This is a genomic window from Psychrobacter sp. TS_SC_6 (assembly GCF_056156305.1).
The window spans coordinates 1,097,323-1,114,712 of the sequence record NZ_CM149590.1; the positions used below are offsets into that span (position 1 = coordinate 1,097,323).

General features: G+C 42.6%; 16 protein-coding genes and 1 tRNA gene. 8 read left to right on the forward strand and 9 right to left on the reverse strand.

Going from position 1 to position 17,390, the window contains the following annotated elements; translation table 11 throughout:
• Positions 1-137 precede the first annotated feature (137 nt).
• Together AC0J5Y_RS04805 and AC0J5Y_RS04810 are read right to left on the reverse strand one after the other, a co-directional pair.
• The gene (locus AC0J5Y_RS04805) at positions 138-1,628 is read right to left on the reverse strand and encodes a CoA-acylating methylmalonate-semialdehyde dehydrogenase (protein WP_475131775.1); all 1,491 of its coding nucleotides are present in this window, start codon (positions 1,626-1,628) and stop codon (positions 138-140) included.
• A 59-nt stretch (positions 1,629-1,687) separates the two neighbouring features.
• Entirely contained in the window at positions 1,688-2,878 is a 1,191-nt protein-coding gene (locus AC0J5Y_RS04810; protein ID WP_475131776.1) for an iron-containing alcohol dehydrogenase, read from the reverse strand.
• Between the two features lie 239 nt (positions 2,879-3,117).
• On the opposite strand from AC0J5Y_RS04810, the gene AC0J5Y_RS04815 reads away from it, so the two are divergent.
• The 6 genes from AC0J5Y_RS04815 to AC0J5Y_RS04840 all read left to right on the forward strand — a co-directional run bounded on the left by AC0J5Y_RS04815 (position 3,118) and on the right by AC0J5Y_RS04840 (position 11,462).
• Positions 3,118-3,888 carry an IclR family transcriptional regulator gene (locus AC0J5Y_RS04815; RefSeq protein WP_475131777.1) on the forward strand — a complete coding sequence of 257 codons (771 nt, stop codon included), beginning with the start codon at positions 3,118-3,120 and terminating at the stop codon, positions 3,886-3,888.
• Positions 3,889-4,432: 544 nt separating this feature from the next.
• Positions 4,433-6,013, forward strand: a complete 1,581-nt coding sequence (locus AC0J5Y_RS04820) for a BCCT family transporter (RefSeq protein ID WP_475131778.1) — start codon at positions 4,433-4,435, stop codon at positions 6,011-6,013.
• Between the two features lie 87 nt (positions 6,014-6,100).
• Positions 6,101-7,120 (forward strand): aldo/keto reductase, encoded by a 1,020-nt coding sequence (locus tag AC0J5Y_RS04825; protein ID WP_475131779.1) that lies wholly within the window; start codon positions 6,101-6,103, stop codon positions 7,118-7,120.
• A gap of 130 nt (positions 7,121-7,250) precedes the next feature.
• On the forward strand, positions 7,251-8,594 hold the full coding sequence (locus tag AC0J5Y_RS04830) for a lyase family protein (RefSeq protein WP_475131780.1): 1,344 nt from the start codon (positions 7,251-7,253) through the stop codon (positions 8,592-8,594).
• A 174-nt stretch (positions 8,595-8,768) separates the two neighbouring features.
• On the forward strand, positions 8,769-10,274 hold the full coding sequence (locus AC0J5Y_RS04835) for an aldehyde dehydrogenase family protein (protein ID WP_475131781.1): 1,506 nt from the start codon (positions 8,769-8,771) through the stop codon (positions 10,272-10,274).
• A 324-nt stretch (positions 10,275-10,598) separates the two neighbouring features.
• Positions 10,599-11,462 carry a LysR family transcriptional regulator gene (locus AC0J5Y_RS04840; RefSeq protein WP_475131782.1) on the forward strand — a complete coding sequence of 288 codons (864 nt, stop codon included), beginning with the start codon at positions 10,599-10,601 and terminating at the stop codon, positions 11,460-11,462.
• A gap of 32 nt (positions 11,463-11,494) precedes the next feature.
• On the opposite strand, the gene AC0J5Y_RS04845 is transcribed toward AC0J5Y_RS04840, so the two are convergent.
• From AC0J5Y_RS04845 to AC0J5Y_RS04870, 6 genes are all read right to left on the reverse strand, one after another.
• Positions 11,495-11,929, reverse strand: a complete 435-nt coding sequence (locus AC0J5Y_RS04845; RefSeq protein ID WP_475131783.1) for an IclR family transcriptional regulator domain-containing protein — start codon at positions 11,927-11,929, stop codon at positions 11,495-11,497.
• A 95-nt stretch (positions 11,930-12,024) separates the two neighbouring features.
• Complete coding sequence (locus AC0J5Y_RS04850; RefSeq protein ID WP_475131784.1) at positions 12,025-12,339, reverse strand: helix-turn-helix domain-containing protein; 315 nt, start codon at positions 12,337-12,339, stop codon at positions 12,025-12,027.
• 100 nt (positions 12,340-12,439) lie between these two features.
• Positions 12,440-12,757, reverse strand: a complete 318-nt coding sequence (locus AC0J5Y_RS04855; RefSeq protein ID WP_475131785.1) for a hypothetical protein — start codon at positions 12,755-12,757, stop codon at positions 12,440-12,442.
• 10 nt (positions 12,758-12,767) lie between these two features.
• The gene (locus AC0J5Y_RS04860) at positions 12,768-13,061 is read right to left on the reverse strand and encodes a hypothetical protein (RefSeq protein ID WP_475131786.1); all 294 of its coding nucleotides are present in this window, start codon (positions 13,059-13,061) and stop codon (positions 12,768-12,770) included.
• A complete protein-coding gene (locus AC0J5Y_RS04865) occupies positions 13,058-14,302 on the reverse strand; it encodes a tyrosine-type recombinase/integrase (protein ID WP_475131787.1) in 1,245 nt (414 codons plus the stop codon). Before AC0J5Y_RS04865 ends, AC0J5Y_RS04860 begins: the two co-directional genes overlap by 4 nt.
• 16 nt (positions 14,303-14,318) lie before the next feature.
• Positions 14,319-14,534 (reverse strand): hypothetical protein, encoded by a 216-nt coding sequence (locus AC0J5Y_RS04870; protein ID WP_011513303.1) that lies wholly within the window; start codon positions 14,532-14,534, stop codon positions 14,319-14,321.
• A gap of 196 nt (positions 14,535-14,730) precedes the next feature.
• On the opposite strand from AC0J5Y_RS04870, the gene AC0J5Y_RS04875 reads away from it, so the two are divergent.
• Entirely contained in the window at positions 14,731-14,955 is a 225-nt protein-coding gene (locus AC0J5Y_RS04875) for a helix-turn-helix domain-containing protein (RefSeq protein ID WP_475131788.1), read from the forward strand.
• A 429-nt stretch (positions 14,956-15,384) separates the two neighbouring features.
• Here AC0J5Y_RS04875 and AC0J5Y_RS04880 read toward each other — a convergent pair.
• Positions 15,385-15,459, reverse strand: a tRNA-Gly gene (locus AC0J5Y_RS04880).
• A gap of 252 nt (positions 15,460-15,711) precedes the next feature.
• Between AC0J5Y_RS04880 and AC0J5Y_RS04885 the strand changes: the two genes are divergently transcribed.
• Positions 15,712-17,382 (forward strand): alpha-keto acid decarboxylase family protein, encoded by a 1,671-nt coding sequence (locus AC0J5Y_RS04885; protein WP_475131789.1) that lies wholly within the window; start codon positions 15,712-15,714, stop codon positions 17,380-17,382.
• The last annotated feature ends 8 nt before the right edge of the window (positions 17,383-17,390 follow it).

Genomic DNA, 17,390 nt, shown 5'->3' on the forward strand with positions numbered 1-17,390 from the left:
GCAGCAATTTTCAAATACAAACGACTGCTTTTAAGCGCACTGATCATGCAGTGCGCTTAAAAGGTAAGAATATTTATAATGTAGCGCCTTTATAATGTAGTATTCTTAAAGACTAGTGCTTTGAACAGGCAGTGCTATTAAGTTGGCATTGAGAACTGTTTTTCTTCTCTTAGTGCTGCACTAGGCCAGCGCTGCGTAATGGTCTTACGACGAGTAAAGAATCTCACGCCGTCTGGTCCGTACATGGCCAAGTCACCAAATAATGAACGCTTCCAGCCACCAAAGCTTTGAGACGCTACAGGTACTGGTAGTGGAATATTGACACCAACCATGCCGACTTGAATGTTGTCAATAAAGTGACGCGCCGCTTCACCATCTCTGGTATAAATACAAGTGCCGTTACCATATTCATGGTCGTTTATGAGTTGTACTGCCTCGGCCATGGTCTGCACACGCATAACCTGTAAAACTGGACCGAAAATTTCTGCCTCGTAGCTGTGCATCTCTTTAGTGACATGATCAATCAGAGTAGGACCTACGAAAAATCCATTTTCATTGCCTTCTGGTGCAGCATCAGAGCCATCGATGACCAGCTCTGCACCTTGCTCGGCAGCACTTTTGATGTAATCTAAAATCTTAGATTTGTGCGCCGCTGTAATGACAGGGCCAAAGTCGTTGCTTTTATCTGAATGAAGCCCCAGTTTTAGCTCTTTAATAGCAGGCTGTAGGGCCGCAATCATCTTGTCAGCGGTTTCATCACCGACTGCAACGGCAACAGATAGCGCCATACAACGCTCTCCTGATGAGCCAAAAGCGGCACCCAATAGTGAGGTCACGACGTTGTCTAAGTCTGCGTCTGGCATGACAATCGCATGGTTTTTTGCACCGCCTAATGCTTGGCAACGTTTGCCTTGTGCAGCGGCTGTGGTATAGATATATTCAGCGATAGGGGTTGAGCCCACAAAGCTAACGGCTTTGACATCTGGATGATGCAAAATCGCATCGACGGCTTCTTTGCCACCATTTACTACGTTAATGACACCATCTGGTAGGCCCGCTTGCTGCAAAAGCTGTGCGATGAAAAGTGTGGCACTTGGGTCACGCTCAGACGGTTTCAACACAAAGGTGTTACCGCAAACGATGGCCATAGGGAACATCCACAGTGGCACCATCACAGGGAAGTTGAATGGTGTGATACCTGCAACCACGCCTAGTGGATGAAACTCACTCCAAGAGTCTATATCGGTACTCACATTGCGACTGTGCTCGCCTTTGAGCAGTTCAGGTGCGCCGCACGCATATTCGACGTTTTCAATACCGCGCTGTAGCTCGCCTGCAGCATCGTGAACAATTTTTCCATGCTCTTCGCCAACCAGTCTGCATATCTCATCAGCATTTTGCTCTAACAACTCTTTGAATTTGAACATGACGCGCGCGCGTTTTAGTGGCGAGGTTTTGCTCCATGCTGGAAAAGCCGCTTTAGCTGCAGCGACTGCTTCACCGATTGTTTTTTCACCACCCAAAGCCACTTTTTTGCTCACATCACCGGTTGATGGGTTGTAAACATCTTGAGTTTGGCTGTCATTATTTGACAGGCTGCCGTTAATAAAATGTCCGATCGTTTGCATAAGTTTAATTCCTTTAAACGTGTGAATAATTAGTGGGTTAACAGTAAATGATGACTGTTTTAACTGAGTGAACTCTCAGCAACAGTGTTGTCATTCCATAGCAAGGTATAAAGTTGAACCATCTCTTCTAGAGTAGGTATTCGAGGGTTGTTTTTGGGTGAACCTGATGCGAATGCTTGCTCACACATCGTGTTTATTAGCGCATCAAAATCCGCTTTTTGGACACCAAATTGTGCCAATGTGGGCACGTGAAGCTCATTATTTAAGCTTTTTAGATAATTGACCAAGCTGACATTGGCTTGATCATCTGTCTCACTGTGATCCGCTATTCCTAATGCACGCGCGCAGTCCGCATAACGGTCGGGGGCACTAGAGATGCCGAACTCTGTAATAGTCGGCAATAGCATCGCGTTTGATAAGCCATGTGGTACATGAAAAAAGGCACCAATTGGACGACTCATGCCGTGAACCAGCGCAACGGAAGAATTGCAGAATGCAATACCTGCTAAGGTAGAACCTAGCATCATTGCTTCACGGGCGGTTTCATCTTTTCCGTTGTGATAAGCAGTTTGGATATTGGGTCCAATTAAGCGTAGGGCTGCGAGCGCCTGTTGGTCGCTATAAGCATTACGTTTGGGGCTGATATACGCTTCAATAGCATGGGTCATGGCGTCGATACCCGTATCTGCCGTGGTACGAGGCGGTACGCTGAGCGTGAGGCTATAATCGATAATGGCTGCGACTGGCATAAATCCCATACCAACGCACAATAGCTTTTCGTTATTAGCTTCATCGGTAATGATGGTAAAGCGCGTCACTTCTGACCCTGTGCCTGCCGTCGTCGGTATGGCAATAATAGGCAAGCCTGCTTCATCAACTTGACGAGGAAACTTATAATCACGAATCACGCCGCCAAATTTTCCTAGAATAGCAATGGCCTTAGCACTATCGATAGGGCTTCCGCCACCTAAGGCAATCAAACCATCGTAATCTTGTGCTTTTACTTGAGACACACCGGCCTCAATAGAGCTTTCAGTAGGTTCTGGCACCGTATCTGAAAACACATCGGCATTGATTTGTGCTTCTTTCAAAATGGTTTGTATGTTATCGACATAACCGAGTTTAACCATCATCTCGTCAGTGATAATAAGGGGTTTTTTTACCCCTAAGCTGGCCAATATTGCTGGCAGCTTTTGGCAGGCATCGCGTCCAATTTCCATCGTTCTTGGTAGAAGGATACTGTGTGACATAGTGATTCATCCTTGAATTAATGACTTCAGATATAAGCGTAATAGGCCGCTCAATCGTCGCACGAACTATTCACAGAAGTGTATAGTATTTAATATTAATTTATATAACGATAAATATCTTATCGATATGTAAAATTTAACAGAATATTTTTGTAATAGCAAGACGCAAAAGCGTAAATTTTATCGTTATAATAAATAAATTTATTCGCTGAGAGTCAGCTAGAGGTTTAGAGTAAACAATGACTAATACTAAAAAGAAGGGTTCAAGCGTTGAGCGTGTGTTGCAGATAGTAGAAGTGCTGGCCCACTCACAACGGCCGATGAGTGTCAGTGATTTAGCAGAAACATTAGAAGTGCCTGTGCCCAGTATGTATCGATTATTGGATCAGCTGCAGGGCCTTGGGTTTGTACAGTTAGATTTGCCAGGGAAGGTAACCTGTGGAAAACGCACCTATAAGCTTGCCATGAACTTATTACAAAACAGTGACTTCAAAAATGAAAGGTTGGCGATACTGAACGAGCTGTCAGCGCAAATAGGGGAGACAGTAGGTATTTCGATTTTACAAGACTTAGATGTGGTTTATATCGATCGAGTTATGTCGGATTGGCCGCTACAAATATTTTTACCTTCGGGCACTCATGTACCCGTTTGGGCCAGTGCCAGTGGCAAATTATTGTTGGCACAGTTAGCGGATGAGAAATGCGAGCGCATCGTTGAGAAAATGTCGATACATGCGCTAACGACCAAAACTCAGACCGATAAAAAGCAACTGATGCAAACGATTACTGTAACGCGTGAGACGGGAGTAGGAATAGATAATGAGGAATTTATTCCAGGTATGGTCGCGTGTGCGGTCATGATTCCCAATGGGGATCAGCAAGCATTTGCGACGGTGTTTACACATGGTCCGACCGTGAGGAAAAGTCTAGAAGAGTTACTTAGCTATGTGCCTCTGATGCAAGAGGCCGCAAATGAGCTGTCAGTGATTTTTAATCAAAACTATGAATAGAGAAGTGGCAAAACAGGGTAGTGAGCTATTAGCAGTAGATGGCTGTTAGTAGATGTCTATGACTATTGATTCGCCCTACAACAGACACTAACAACATCATCTAAGAAAAATATAGAATAAAAAAAAGGTTGCTAACGCTATATAAAATATAGTGCTAGCAACCTTTTTTTAATTCTATTAATATTTGATTGCTACCGAGACTTGGTGGTTAGTGATGTGTTTTGAGCCGCACGATAGTCCGTAACCTAGTACATTCAGTCACCATGATGTCGTTTTTCACTACAACCCCACCACGATTTTGAAACGAAATCGCAGTCACTTTATAGCTGCTTAATGCTCAGTTACCGCTTCTACATGTATTGCTTAACAAGCACCAATGGTAAGTTATTAATACTCATCTTGAAGCGAACTTCTCTATTAAAAAATACCCTAATATTTTATGGTATTACTTTTAGTCATGCTTGATAGACTTTATATCATTTCCCAATTGACTAAGGTTTGACGTAATCTTGACAGCAATCAGAACCATAACAAGGAAGTTTGTATGGTAAAATTACGACCAGTGACTTTTTGGCCCGCATTTATTTGCTTGGTATTAACAATCGCTTATACACTCATTGATAAACAAAATTTTATCACGGGCACATCAAGCCTAAACACGATGATTATGGCTAACCTTTCTTGGTTATTCAACCTTAGTGCTTTGTTCATGGTGTTTATCGCAGCGTATGCTTTTTTTGCCCCAATCGGGCGGGTACGTATTGGCGGCGAAAACGCCTCTCAAATGCTGACCCCATTTCGTTGGTTTGCAGTGTCGCTAACCACAGTTATTGCAATGGGTATTCTATTTTGGTCTGTTGCCGAACCAGTTCTGCACTATCATGAGCCTCCTGCATATTTAGGCATCATTCCTGAAAGCCCTGAAGCTATGCGCTTTTCGATGTCTACTATTTTTGTGCATTGGACAATTACGCCTTATTCAATTTATACGGTTGCCGGTTTGGCATTTGCCTTAGCTTTCCATAATCTTAAACTACCATTCTCTATTGGTTCGATGTTACGTCCAATTTTAGGGCGCTGGGTTGATGGTGTTGGTGGTCAGATAGTCGATGGCTTAGCGTTGTTTGCTGTTGTACTGGGTATGTCTGCAACATTAACCTCTGGGCTATTGGTGATAAGCGATGGCATGGAATCTGTATTGGGCATTCAGAAAAGTACCACTGGGTATGCGATTATCGCTGTCGTCATTATAGGAGCCGCGCTTATATCTGCTGCTTCTGGACTGCACCGCGGTATTCAAAACCTCGCTCGAATCAATACTTGGCTCTACTTTGTAGGTGCTCTATTTATATTTCTAGTTGGTCCAACTGTTTTCATCTTATCGCTGGGTGTTGAATCACTTGGAGTTTATTTTTCCGACTTCTTTGCACGCAATTTAGTAACTGGAGCTTCTGGTAATGACCCGTGGCCAGGTTGGTGGACGGTCGCTTTCTTTGCCAGTTGGTTTGCTTGGGCGCCATTAAGTTGTCTATTTCTTGGCAAAATTTCCCGTGGCTATACCGTACGTCAGTTCATCATGGTCAATCTATTGTTGCCATCTGCTTTTGGCTTTGTATGGTTCAGTGTATTCAGCGGTTCTTCATTGTTCTTTGATACCACCATGGGTGGCATTATGTACCAAGCTTACCAGGACAATGGTTTTGCTTCGGTGATTTATGTGCTGTTCGATCAGTTACCTGGCAGCACTTTACTCAGTGCGTTATTCATATTTGCCTGCTTTATTACCTTTGTGACAGCAGCGGATTCGACGACCGATGCGATTGGTGGTTTATGTATCCAAGGCGTTGATGCAGAAAACCTTACGTCTCCTGTATGGGTAAAAACGATTTGGGGCTGTGCTGTGGCCTTTGTCGCTTGGATAAGTGCGAGCTTTATCGGTACTGACGCAATTAAGATGTTGTTTAATTTGTCCGGCGTGCCAGGCATGTTGATTGTACTGGGTGCAGGCTTTTCATTCTTGAAGTTAGCCCGTAGGGTCGAGATTAATGGCGATATTGTTGAGCTAAAACCAGCGGTATCAGCTGATATAAAGAAAAACAGTGAGCCTTCACGCTCAATAACGTAAGCAGAGTGGCAGTAAAAACACGTTCAAAAATGCGGTAACCATACCATCTAGTAGAACTATATCTACGATTACCTTTAAGGATTAAACATGCAATACGTCAAACTCGGACAGTCTGGCCTAAAAGTATCTCGCCTTTGTCTTGGCACCATGAACATGGGTTCAAAAGAATGGAAACCTTGGATCTTTAACGAAAAAGAGAGCGAGCCGATCATTGCACATGCGCTCGATATGGGTGTTAACTTCATTGATTTAGCCGATTTCTACTCTCTTGGCGCTGGTGAAGAAGTCGTGTGTAATGTGTTGCGCCGCATCGCCTGTAGAGATGACTTAGTCATCACCACCAAAGTGGGATACGCCATGAGCAATGACATCAATGCGCAAGGGCATTCACGAAAAAACATTTTCAATGCCATTGATAACTCCTTAAAGCGCATGGGCATGGACTATGTAGATATCTATATGCTGCACTATTTTGATACTGAAACGCCAGTAGAAGAAACAATGGCAGCGCTGAACGACATCGTATTGGCAGGCAAGGCACGATATATCGGTGTTTCAACCATGTACACTTGGCAGTTGGCCAAAATACTGCAAGTTTGCGACAAAAATGGCTGGGCACGTCCAATCAATATGCAGTTGCAATTGAACTGTGCTTACCGCGAAGAAGAGCGAGAAATGATTCCGTTCTGTATGGATCAAGGTATTGGTGTGTCGGTTTTCAGTCCTTTAGCGCGCGGTATCTTGACCAGTGATTTACAATCAACTCGCAATCAGACGGATTTCTTTACTGCAGAGATGTATAACGATCAGGCTTCTAAAGATATTGCCCACTCAGTAGCCAAAATTGCCAATGCCCGTAGCTGCTTACCTGCACAAATAGCACAAGCTTGGGTTTTAAATAAACCTGAAGTGTCTTCTATGTTAGTTGGTGCCGACACAGTGGCGCAGTTTAATAGCGCAGTGGCAGCCGTTGAGATGAAACTCACTGTCGAAGAAATATATGAGCTTGAGCGTAACTACACACCTTGCGACCTGATAAACGACTATACGTCAGGTAAGCGTATTCCACGTAATGCCCGCCCAGAAAAAGTCTCTTTTGTGGGTTAAGTAATTTAAGCAAGTCAAACACGTTAGACTTCACAAGCTATGGAGGACAGACGACTAAGCGGTCTTTAGTGGCTGACATCTCGTTTGACTATCCAAACTGACAATTGCAATCAATCAAGGATATCTAAAAATGTCGGAGTACGAATATCGCATCGAAAAAGATTCGATTGGTTGTCTTGAAGTCCCAATCAATGCTTTATATGGTGTACAAACACAGAGGGCCATAGGGTTATATCCCTTAAATGGTGAAAAACCTTTGTCGGCTTATCCTGAGCTCTTACATGGGTTGCTAAAGGTCAAGAAATTGGCGGCTTTAACCAATATAGAAACGAAAGAAATCGATACTGAGATGGGTCAAGCCATTGTGGTTACTGTTGATTATTTGTTCGAAAAAATGCCCGTGGAGCAATTTCAGGTGCATTCCTTTCATGGCGGCGGCGGTGTTTCTAGCAATATGAATCTAAATGAGGTTATTGCTAACGTCGCGAATCGCGATACCTTCAATCAGCCGCTAGGCAGTTATTCCCCCATACATCCCAATGATCATGTCAATCTCAACAACTCGACAAGTGATGTTCTGAACACGGCTTGTCATTTAGCAGTGATTGATAAGAGAAAAGAATTAATGGGGGCATTGCAAGGGTTGATTGACACTTTTGAGGCGCAAGCTGATAAGTGGAAAGAGGTGTTAAAGCTTTCTCGTACATGCTTGCAAGACGCAGTCGATATCAGTTTCGCCGATATGTTTGGTGGCTATCGCGCGCAGCTTAAGCGTCACCAACAACGGTTAGACAATAGTATTGATGAGCTTTACAAGATTAATTTGGGTGGCAATATCATTGGCCGCAAAGGAGATTGCTCTGATGCGTTTTTTGACAAAATAATCGGCAATATAAATGAGATGGAGGTATCAGATCGTTTTATGCACACCGATAATTTTTTTGATGCGTCTCAAAGTTATGATGATTTAGCGAAAGTGGCTGCCGATTTAGATCAACTTGCAAGAGCATTATTACGCATTGCGAAAGATTTTCGGCTGATGGCATCAGGGCCAGAGACAGGTTTTGGTGAGATTGTATTGCCTGCTGTGCAACCTGGTTCTTCAGCCATGCCAGGAAAAATAAACCCGACTATTCCTGAATACTTAGTGCAGTGTGCTATGCAAGCTTGTGGTCATTGTTATGCGGTTCAGATGACGCAAGACCATGGCGAGTTAGATTACAGCCCTTGGCAGTCCATTATCATTAGTAACTTGCTCGATGCAATGTCAGTACTGACCAGTGGAATGGAAGCGTTTGATCAGCATTGTCTGTCTGGTGTGGCGCCAGATATACAGCGTAATAACGCTAACGTCAACACGCTTATCCCCACACTGATGCGCCTCAAAAAAACCCATGGTTATTCATTTACCGCGCGTGTCTACAAAGAAACAGGCGGAGATCTAGAAAAGATTAGAGCGTATTTAGAAAAATAAAATACGATCAGAAGGATGAGTTTTTTGCACAACACTATGCGCTAATGTCAATTGCGACTCAATCAGTGTTCCTTCAGACTCATTAGTAATCATGAAGATAGCAGCGAAAATGCTATCTATCATGAAAAACCACGTTATAACGGAAAGTCACTTAAATAAAACATGGAGCATCACATGAATTCTAACGAAAATATCCCTTTATCTTGGGCTTATAACTGGCTCACCAGTCCTAAACGTCAGTACATCAATGGTGAATGGGTCGATGGCGCAAGCGATGAAAAATGGGTCGTAACCAACCCTGCAAATCGCGAAGCACTATGCAGTTTCGAGATAGCTGATGCAGATCAGGTTGAATACACAGCGACCATGGCCAACCAGTGTCATGAATCAGGTGTATGGGCAAAAATTAGTCGCCCACAGCGCGCCAATATGCTGCGTCAGATCGCCCAGTTAATTCGTGATAACACAGAAAAGTTATCAGTACTGGAGTCTTTACCTAATGGCAAGCTGTTTTCTGAGTCTATGGTAGATGATATTCCGACTTGTGCTGATGTTTTTGAATACTATGCTGGCTGGACAGATAAGTTTTATGGCGAAACATCACCTGTTGAAGATGGTTTTTTAAACTACACGATAAAAGAGCCAATAGGGGTTTGCGCACTAATAGCACCTTGGAATTTCCCTTTATATCAGACCAGCTTAAAGTTAGCCGCCGCGTTGGCTATGGGCAATACTGTCATTATCAAGCCATCAGAATATACCCCATTAACGAGTATTTTTTTGGTAGAGTTGATCGATGAGCATCTGGATTTTCCTAAAGGTGTGATCAATATGCTATTAACCAATGGCGAAATGGCAAATCAGCTAACCTTGAGCAACAACGTACATAAAGTTTCTTTCACAGGTAGTACTAGTGTTGGCCGTAAAATCGTACAGAACTCAGGACTTTCTAATCTTAAGTCTGCCACTTTAGAGTTAGGTGGTAAGTCACCTTGTATCTTCTTTGAAGATACGCCGGACCTTGAAGGTGCGATTGACCGTGCCTTTACTGTCATGTTCTCCCATAAAGGTGAGAAGTGTTCAGAGCCGACTCGCTTTTTGATTCATGATAGTCTTTATGACCAAGTAGTTGATAAGTTAATCGTAAAGGCTAATGCTGTGAAATGTGGCAATCAGTTTGATGAAACGACCACTCAAGGGCCACAATGTAACGAAGCGCAGTTCAATAAAATTTTAGAATATATAGAAATAGGTAAAAAAGAAGCCAAGCTTGTCGCTGGTGGCTATGCAGATACCGAAGGTGACAATGCCAATGGGTATTTCATTCGACCTACTATTTTCTCTGAAGTTAGCCAAGATTCACGCATTGCACAAGAAGAAATTTTTGGTCCTGTATTGTGCTGTACTCGATTCCATACTACCGAAGAAGCGGTAGAGATGGCCAATGCCACTGCATATGGGTTAGCTGCGGGTTTGTATACCAGTGATGTGTCTCGCGCCCATCGTGTTGCAGAGCAGATTGATGCAGGTATGTTATTTATTAACCGTTACGGCTGTTATGGGCTTGCTGCACCGTTTGGTGGTTTCCGTCAGAGTGGTTGGGGTAAAGAGATGGCCATTCATTCGTTGTCTTCTTATACCAAAACTAAAGGTGTATGGGTTTACTTTGGTGAAGGTTAGTCCGTAAGCGTTAGTGATTGTAAGTTCCGCAGCAGTGCTGTGGGACTGACTCCTCTAAAATAGTTTTGTTTTAAGGCCTGATATATTCAGGTCTTTTTGTATTTGATAGTTTGTGAATGTTCAACATGCCATAAACTAATTATGTTTGGTACTGATACTATCGTGAACAAAACAGCAAGGGGTTAGAGTACTTGGGAATAGCCGTTTTTGAGAAAGTAGCGTAGTATTATTATTTCATAATGGAATATAATGAGCTAAAAACTATGAATTGCTTATGATGCTACATAATTAAACTCTCAATATAGCTTTGCCTAAGGTCACTTTATGCGTTCATTGCCAGCACTGACATCGTTACGTGTTTTCGAAACAGCAGGAAAATGCCTGAGCTTTACTAATGCCGCCAGTCAGCTGAATGTCACTCAAAGCGCCGTAAGCAGACAAATTAAGCACTTAGAGGACTATCTTGGTGTTCCTCTGTTCGTGCGTCGTCATCATCGATTGGAGCTAACAGCAGCCGGTCAACAGCTATTAAGCAAGCTTGAGCAGTCTTTTAATCTGATGGAAACCGCCGTTCAAGAGTTGAGAGATCCCAATCAACGACAAAAACTCACCTTATTGTTCCCACCAACATTTGCGACTCGTTGGCTCGCGCCAAAGCTTGCGGATTTTCATACTCATTCCCCTGAATTACAGTTATCTATTCACAATAATGATAGTGAGCATAATATTTTTGACTGCCATATACGTTTCGGACGTACTGCTAAACCCAACCATTACAGTGAATTAGTGATGCTAGAGCAACACGTGGCCGTATGCGCGCCTCATTTGCTAGAGCAAGCTAAGAAGCTAAAAGGCAATTTATTACACATACTTCACGAAGGACAGCGGCTACCAGTATGGGAAAACTGGCTACAAGCAGCGGGTTTGACAGGAGAGGTGGATGTCAATGGAGGCATGGAGTTCAGTACCTTAGATCAGGTCAGCAATGCTGCCATTAATGGTGCCGGCTTTGCTATTGTAGATAAAAGAATGATCAGTCATGAGCTTAAAATGGGTACATTGGTACCTTTTAGTCAGATTGAAGTGAGCGGCCCTTATGGTTACTGGCTCGATATCAAGGCTGAACGTCAAGGGCTTGCCAAGGTTATCCGCTTTACAGAGTGGCTCCGGCAAATCAGTCCTGATTAATGACCCTTGTTTATAATAGTAAAGATTATACATCAGACAATCCTAGCTGATAATTGCCTGGCTGCCTGAACTATGTTTTTTGAGTAGTTACGCGCATTTTGTGGATTTAATGTTTTACCGATAATTCCGGTACTAATCGCCGCGACGGCCTCATTACGTAGATTAAGAATAGGCGTAGCGATACTGCTGACTTGACTGCCAACCTCATCATGAGTGACGGCATACCCTAATCTTCTAGTCCGTTCTAAATCTTCCTGAAGGTGTTCCATACTGTCTTGAGGAGAGGGATTCAACTTCAGCTCTGCTTGGAAATAACTTGCCTGAAATTCAAGTGATCGCATTGCCAGAATCGTTTTACCTAATGCTGAGAGATGTAATGGCATCGTCTGACCTACATAAATATTGAAAGAACCACTGAGTGACGACTCAATTTTGGAAACAGCGACGACTTTATTACCAATAGGCACACAGAGACAAATTGATTTATGGATTTCATTAGACCTCTTGCAAAAGTACCGTTTTATTGACCTCCGCTAACAGAGTATCAAGGGCTAGCAATGACTTATGCAAGAGATCTATTCTTTAAAATTTCAGCAATAGGATAAAAAAATGGAATAATATTCTGTTTGTTATAGATAGTTGACGCAATTTGGAATATTATTGAACCAATACAGTAGGATTTATTGCGGCTTGGGTCTGGTGCTACCATCTCATGCTCAAGCATTGTATTAATGATACGATGACCACTTGCAACGGCAATGCCGGTTTCTTTACAAATTTCGGAAAGTGTTAAAGGATAAGCTGCAGACGCCAACAAATCCAAAATCATTATCTTACTATCTACTGCTGGCGCTTTAGATTTTTCTTTATTCTGCATGTGTAGTGGCATACTAAATTTGGACTGTATTTAATAGAAGGTATGCAGTACGCAAAAAGCCAGACAACCTAAGCTGTCTGGCTTTAAAATTTTGAACAACTTATCTATGATTATGTTCCCGCCATACGGCATGCTCACATACCTCACAGCACCAACTCTCTTTTGAGCGCATATAAGGGATATCTGCTGGTATCTGTAAAGGGCACACATAACCACAGTACTCACAAAGTACATCATCTAAATAAGCAAAACACTCACCGATTGTCTCAAACAGTACTTGAGGGCTAACCTTATACTTCTCGCAAAGTTCCTTCACATGCTCAACAAAGCCGCTTTGATTATCATATGCCCAATAATCTTCACATATTTTGATGTCGCGCACATTCTGTGTCATATTCGGCTGAAGTTTTACACTCATCATATTCTCCTTAGTAGCCGCCATAGCCAGAATGCGGTAATAGCTCATAAAGCTCGCTCTGAAGCTGACAATGCACATCCTCAACAACATAGTCAAGATTCGCATCCAAGCACTTCTGCACCCATACCCGCATCGCCATATCGTTATCAAAGCAGCATTTCACTCCTAAGAAACGTGCGAGTTGATGACCAGATGAAACATACAACTCACGTATCAATGAATTAGCGATAAGATTTGCATCCGCACTGATTGCACCATCAGGTTTAAACTCACCAAACAGCTCCTCATAATTGATGATTTTCATTGTGACGTCTCCTTGTCAGTTTGTGCGCTCGTAACGAACTCTTCAGCCTCAGAGCTATTCGATGCGCCTGTTAACTTCTCCTTGCTTGCTAAGAGCAAGTTATCCATCGCGGAGCCATCCTGACGGGTAATATCAGGCACATAGCGGCTGTACACCCGAAACAGCATCTCCGTACTGCTATGACCCATTTGCCGTGCTATCCACTCAGGATTCTCACCAGCAGCCAGCCAAAGCGTCGCTGCCGTATGTCGAGTCTGATAAGCACGCCTGTGTTTCAAACCGAGTAGGGCCAGTGTGGGTTTCCATACCCGTCTATTCACATTACGATACTCCATCGGGTTGCCTTGTGAGTTGCAGAATACGAACTCTGATTTACCATAGGTGCGTGCCTTCTGCTCTAACAAGGCGTCATAGACCAACTGTGATATTGCAATATCACGCTGCGAGCCTAATGTCTTAGTCGGACCCATCTCACCATTGACTAATGCACCGCGAATACTGATCTCACGACGATCAAAGTTAATGCAGTCCCAATTAAGCCCATCGATCTCACTGGTACGCATTCCCGTAAAGAAACGAATAGTGTAGTAGGGCTTATAGTCAGCGCGGACATGCTTCAAAAACAGCCATACCTCGCTCAATGTAAACGGATTTACATCCGGACGAGCTTGTTTGAGATTCTTAATATTCTTGTAAGGCATCTCAAACTCATGGCGATCTGACGCTTCTTCTAGTATCATACGAAGTAGTATCATGATCTGATTGATTCTTGCTACTGACAGACTTGACTGACCATCTTTACCGTAACGAACTTTGGCGAGAGAGCTACGGAAGGTCAGCAAGTCTGATTTTTTTATGGCATGTACCGCTTTGCCACCAAACTCAGGTAAGAGATACTTATCTAGAATAATCTGTATCTTTTGCCGATAGCTCGGTCGCCATTCAATCTTCTTCTCCTCATACCAAATATCGACAAACTGCCTAAAGGTGGGATTACGACTGATACAAGCTTCCGCTCTATCAGCCAGTGCCGTCATCTCTTTTAAACGCGTGCTCTTCGGAAAGTAAGCACCATAGTCGAAGATACCTAGGGTTATTTCCGCATCTATCTTTTTCAAAACAGTCGCTAATTTTTTTCTGTTAGCTGGGTTATCTTCCAAGCTAGTCTTTTCTCGACAACGTATACCTAGGTAGTAGAAGTCGGCGATTAGTTTGCCAAACCTTCCTTGTATAGTAGCCATGATAAATCTCCTTCTATTATTGAAGTGCCATACCGTTGATAGCGCTCATAACCGGCTTGCACATATCCTCTTCGATACGCTCCCATACATACAGAATCTTACGGCCACCAAAAGGGCGTATGTAGTGAATGTTTTCAATCAAAACGGTGTCTTTCATTTGATTGCGGATAGTACGTGCGTCGTATTTGATGCGTTCAGCTAACTCATCAGTTGTTAAATAAGTATTGCTCATAATATTTACCTCTTTTCAGTTATTAAGTCATCGCATTAAGTGATAGAATAAAAATTATTTCATCAGTCTGTAAAAATGTACCTTTGAAGTATCAGCTATAATTTACCCGCTTAAAGGTAATTAGTAACCGATTTGTGTACTATATTATCCTTTTACCTCAATGTAAAGCATTTTTACCCGAAAAGAGGTATTAATTATGATTGTGTCTAAACTTCCTGTTATTCTGGCAGAGAAAAAACTGCGTGTAGCAGATGTTGTAAGAGCAACAGGCATGAGTAAATCAACGCTTCACAAACTATATAATGAAGAGTCATCAAGAATAGACTTCAATACTATCGACCAGTTATGTGAGTTTTTAGATGTGCAGGTAGGTGACTTATTTATTTATAAGCCAAATATTAAAGATGATGAAGAGTCTTGAAGATCTATAAAACTAAAAATATATGTGTAGAGAAATAAGCGGCAGAGCCATATATACAAGGCGCTTCAAAATATAGAATTAAGGTTGGGGTTATTTTTAAAACTTACTTTTTCATGATTTGGTCACGTTTTGGTCACGCTATGAGCTCAACATACAAAAGCAGTAAAAAAGAAAAAGTGATGTTAATAAAATATTTCTTAGTATCGCTTTTGATAAAGATAAGAATAATAAGTTGGGGTCAATTACGGAATTAGTGTTTATAGCGTGGGCACGAAATGGTCACGTTTTGGTCACGGTGCTGTTTTTTGGGCTTTCAATATATTAGCTAAACTTAGTAATTACACTTAATAGCTAATACCAAAAATCGCTGTAACCCTCGAAAATTAGACAAAAAAAAGCCTCACTGTTAAGTGAGGCTTTTTAAGTATTTGGAGCGGGAAAAGAGATTCGAACTCTCGACCCCAACCTTGGCAAGGTTATGCTCTACCACTGAGCTATTCCCGCTAATTATCAATTAACTATCGTCAGTTGATGATGGCGTATTATACGCAGTTTTTTGAGCGTGTCAACAGCTAGTATAAAAAAAAGCAAAAGATAGTAAATTGGCATATTATCGCATCGTCTATCTATGTTATAACAGATTGTTATAATCCGTATTCCAAAAGCTTTGCTTTCTATAAATAGGCTGGAATGCTGTTTTATAATTACTTTCATCATATTTATGAATAATAAACATAACACTTAAGGATAAGTTGTATGAGTCAACAATATACCATCGCTGATTATTTGTTTGATCGTGTCGCAGAAGCAGGTGCGTCAGAGGTATTTGGCGTACCTGGCGATTTTAATCTAACCTTTCTAGATAATGTACTTGCCTCTGATAAATTACGCTGGGTAGGTAATACCAATGAGCTAAACGCAGGTTATGCAGCTGATGGCTATGCGCGAGAGCGTGGCTTTGCCGCGATGGTGACGACCTTTGGCGTGGGTGAGCTGTCCGCTATCAATGCCACCGCAGGCTCGTTTGCTGAGTATGCGCCAGTGCTTCATATAGTAGGCGCGCCAAGTACAGCATTACAAGATTCAAAGCGTCGCATCCATCACTCACTTGGTGATGGCGTGTTCAATCATTTTATCAAAATGGTAGAACCGGTCACGGTAGCACGGGCACAAATTACGCCTGAAAATGCTGCCTCAGAGATTGATCGTGTCATTCGTATGATTCTTAAAAAGCATCGCCCTGGTTACTTAATGCTATCGCCTGATGTTGCGCGCCAACCTATTTATCCGCCAACGACCAAACTTATCGATAGTGAGGAAGACATTACTAGCCAAGCGGCGTTAGCAGACTTTAAACAAGCGCTGATAGAATTTTTACCCAATAAAACCACGACGCTCATGGCAGATTTGATGGTGCATCGTTTGGGTCTGCAAAATCAGCTTAAGGCTTTGATTGCCGATACTGACATTCCTTATACGACGTTATCGTGGGGCAAAACTTTGCTTGATGAAAATAGTGAGCGTTGGGCAGGCACCTATGCAGGTGTGGCATCGCGTCCTGTCGTTAAGGATATGGTCGAAAACTGTGAGTGTTTGATAAAAATTGGTGTGCAATATACTGATACTACTACTGCAGGTTTTAGCCAAGATATTGATGAAAAAGTGGTGGTTGACTTGCATTATGAGCGTGCGAGTATCGCAGGCAAAAACTTTGCGCCCATTGCCCTAAAAGATGCCCTAAAAACACTGCATGAGGTAATGACTTCAGATATTAATATTGTACCGAAGCAGTTCTGTGAAGAGGTAAAACCGCATGTGCAACATGGCAAGGATTATGAGGCCATTCGTCAAGATGACTTATGGCATATCATTGCCGATGCGCTCGATGATAAAAATTTGGTGTTTTCAGAGCAAGGTACTGCCTATTTTGGTATCAGTGATGTGCGTCTGCCAGAAGGCGTGACGTCTTATGGTCAGCCGATGTGGGGTTCTATTGGTTATACTTTGCCTGCGAGTTTAGGTGGTGCCATTGCTTCACCCCACAAGCGTAGTATTTTACTCATTGGTGATGGTTCTGCTTTATTAACCATTCAAGAAATTGCAGTAATGATTCAAGAACGTATCAACCCGGTGATTGTACTGATTAACAATGATGGCTATACCGTTGAGCGCGCGATTCATGGTGAAAACCAGTATTATAACGACATTCCTAAATGTGACTGGCAGTTGATGCCAAAAGCGTTTGGTGCCACCGATGATAATAGTCTGCTACTAAAAGCAGAGACAGCAGGCGAGTTAAAAGATGCTCTCAAGCAAGCAGCTGCTGCAAAAGACAAGCTGGTTATGTTGGAGGTTATCGCTGGCAAGCATGATATCCCGCCACTATTAGCCGATATCAGTGCCGCGCTTAAGCCAAAAGCTAATTAAGTCTATTT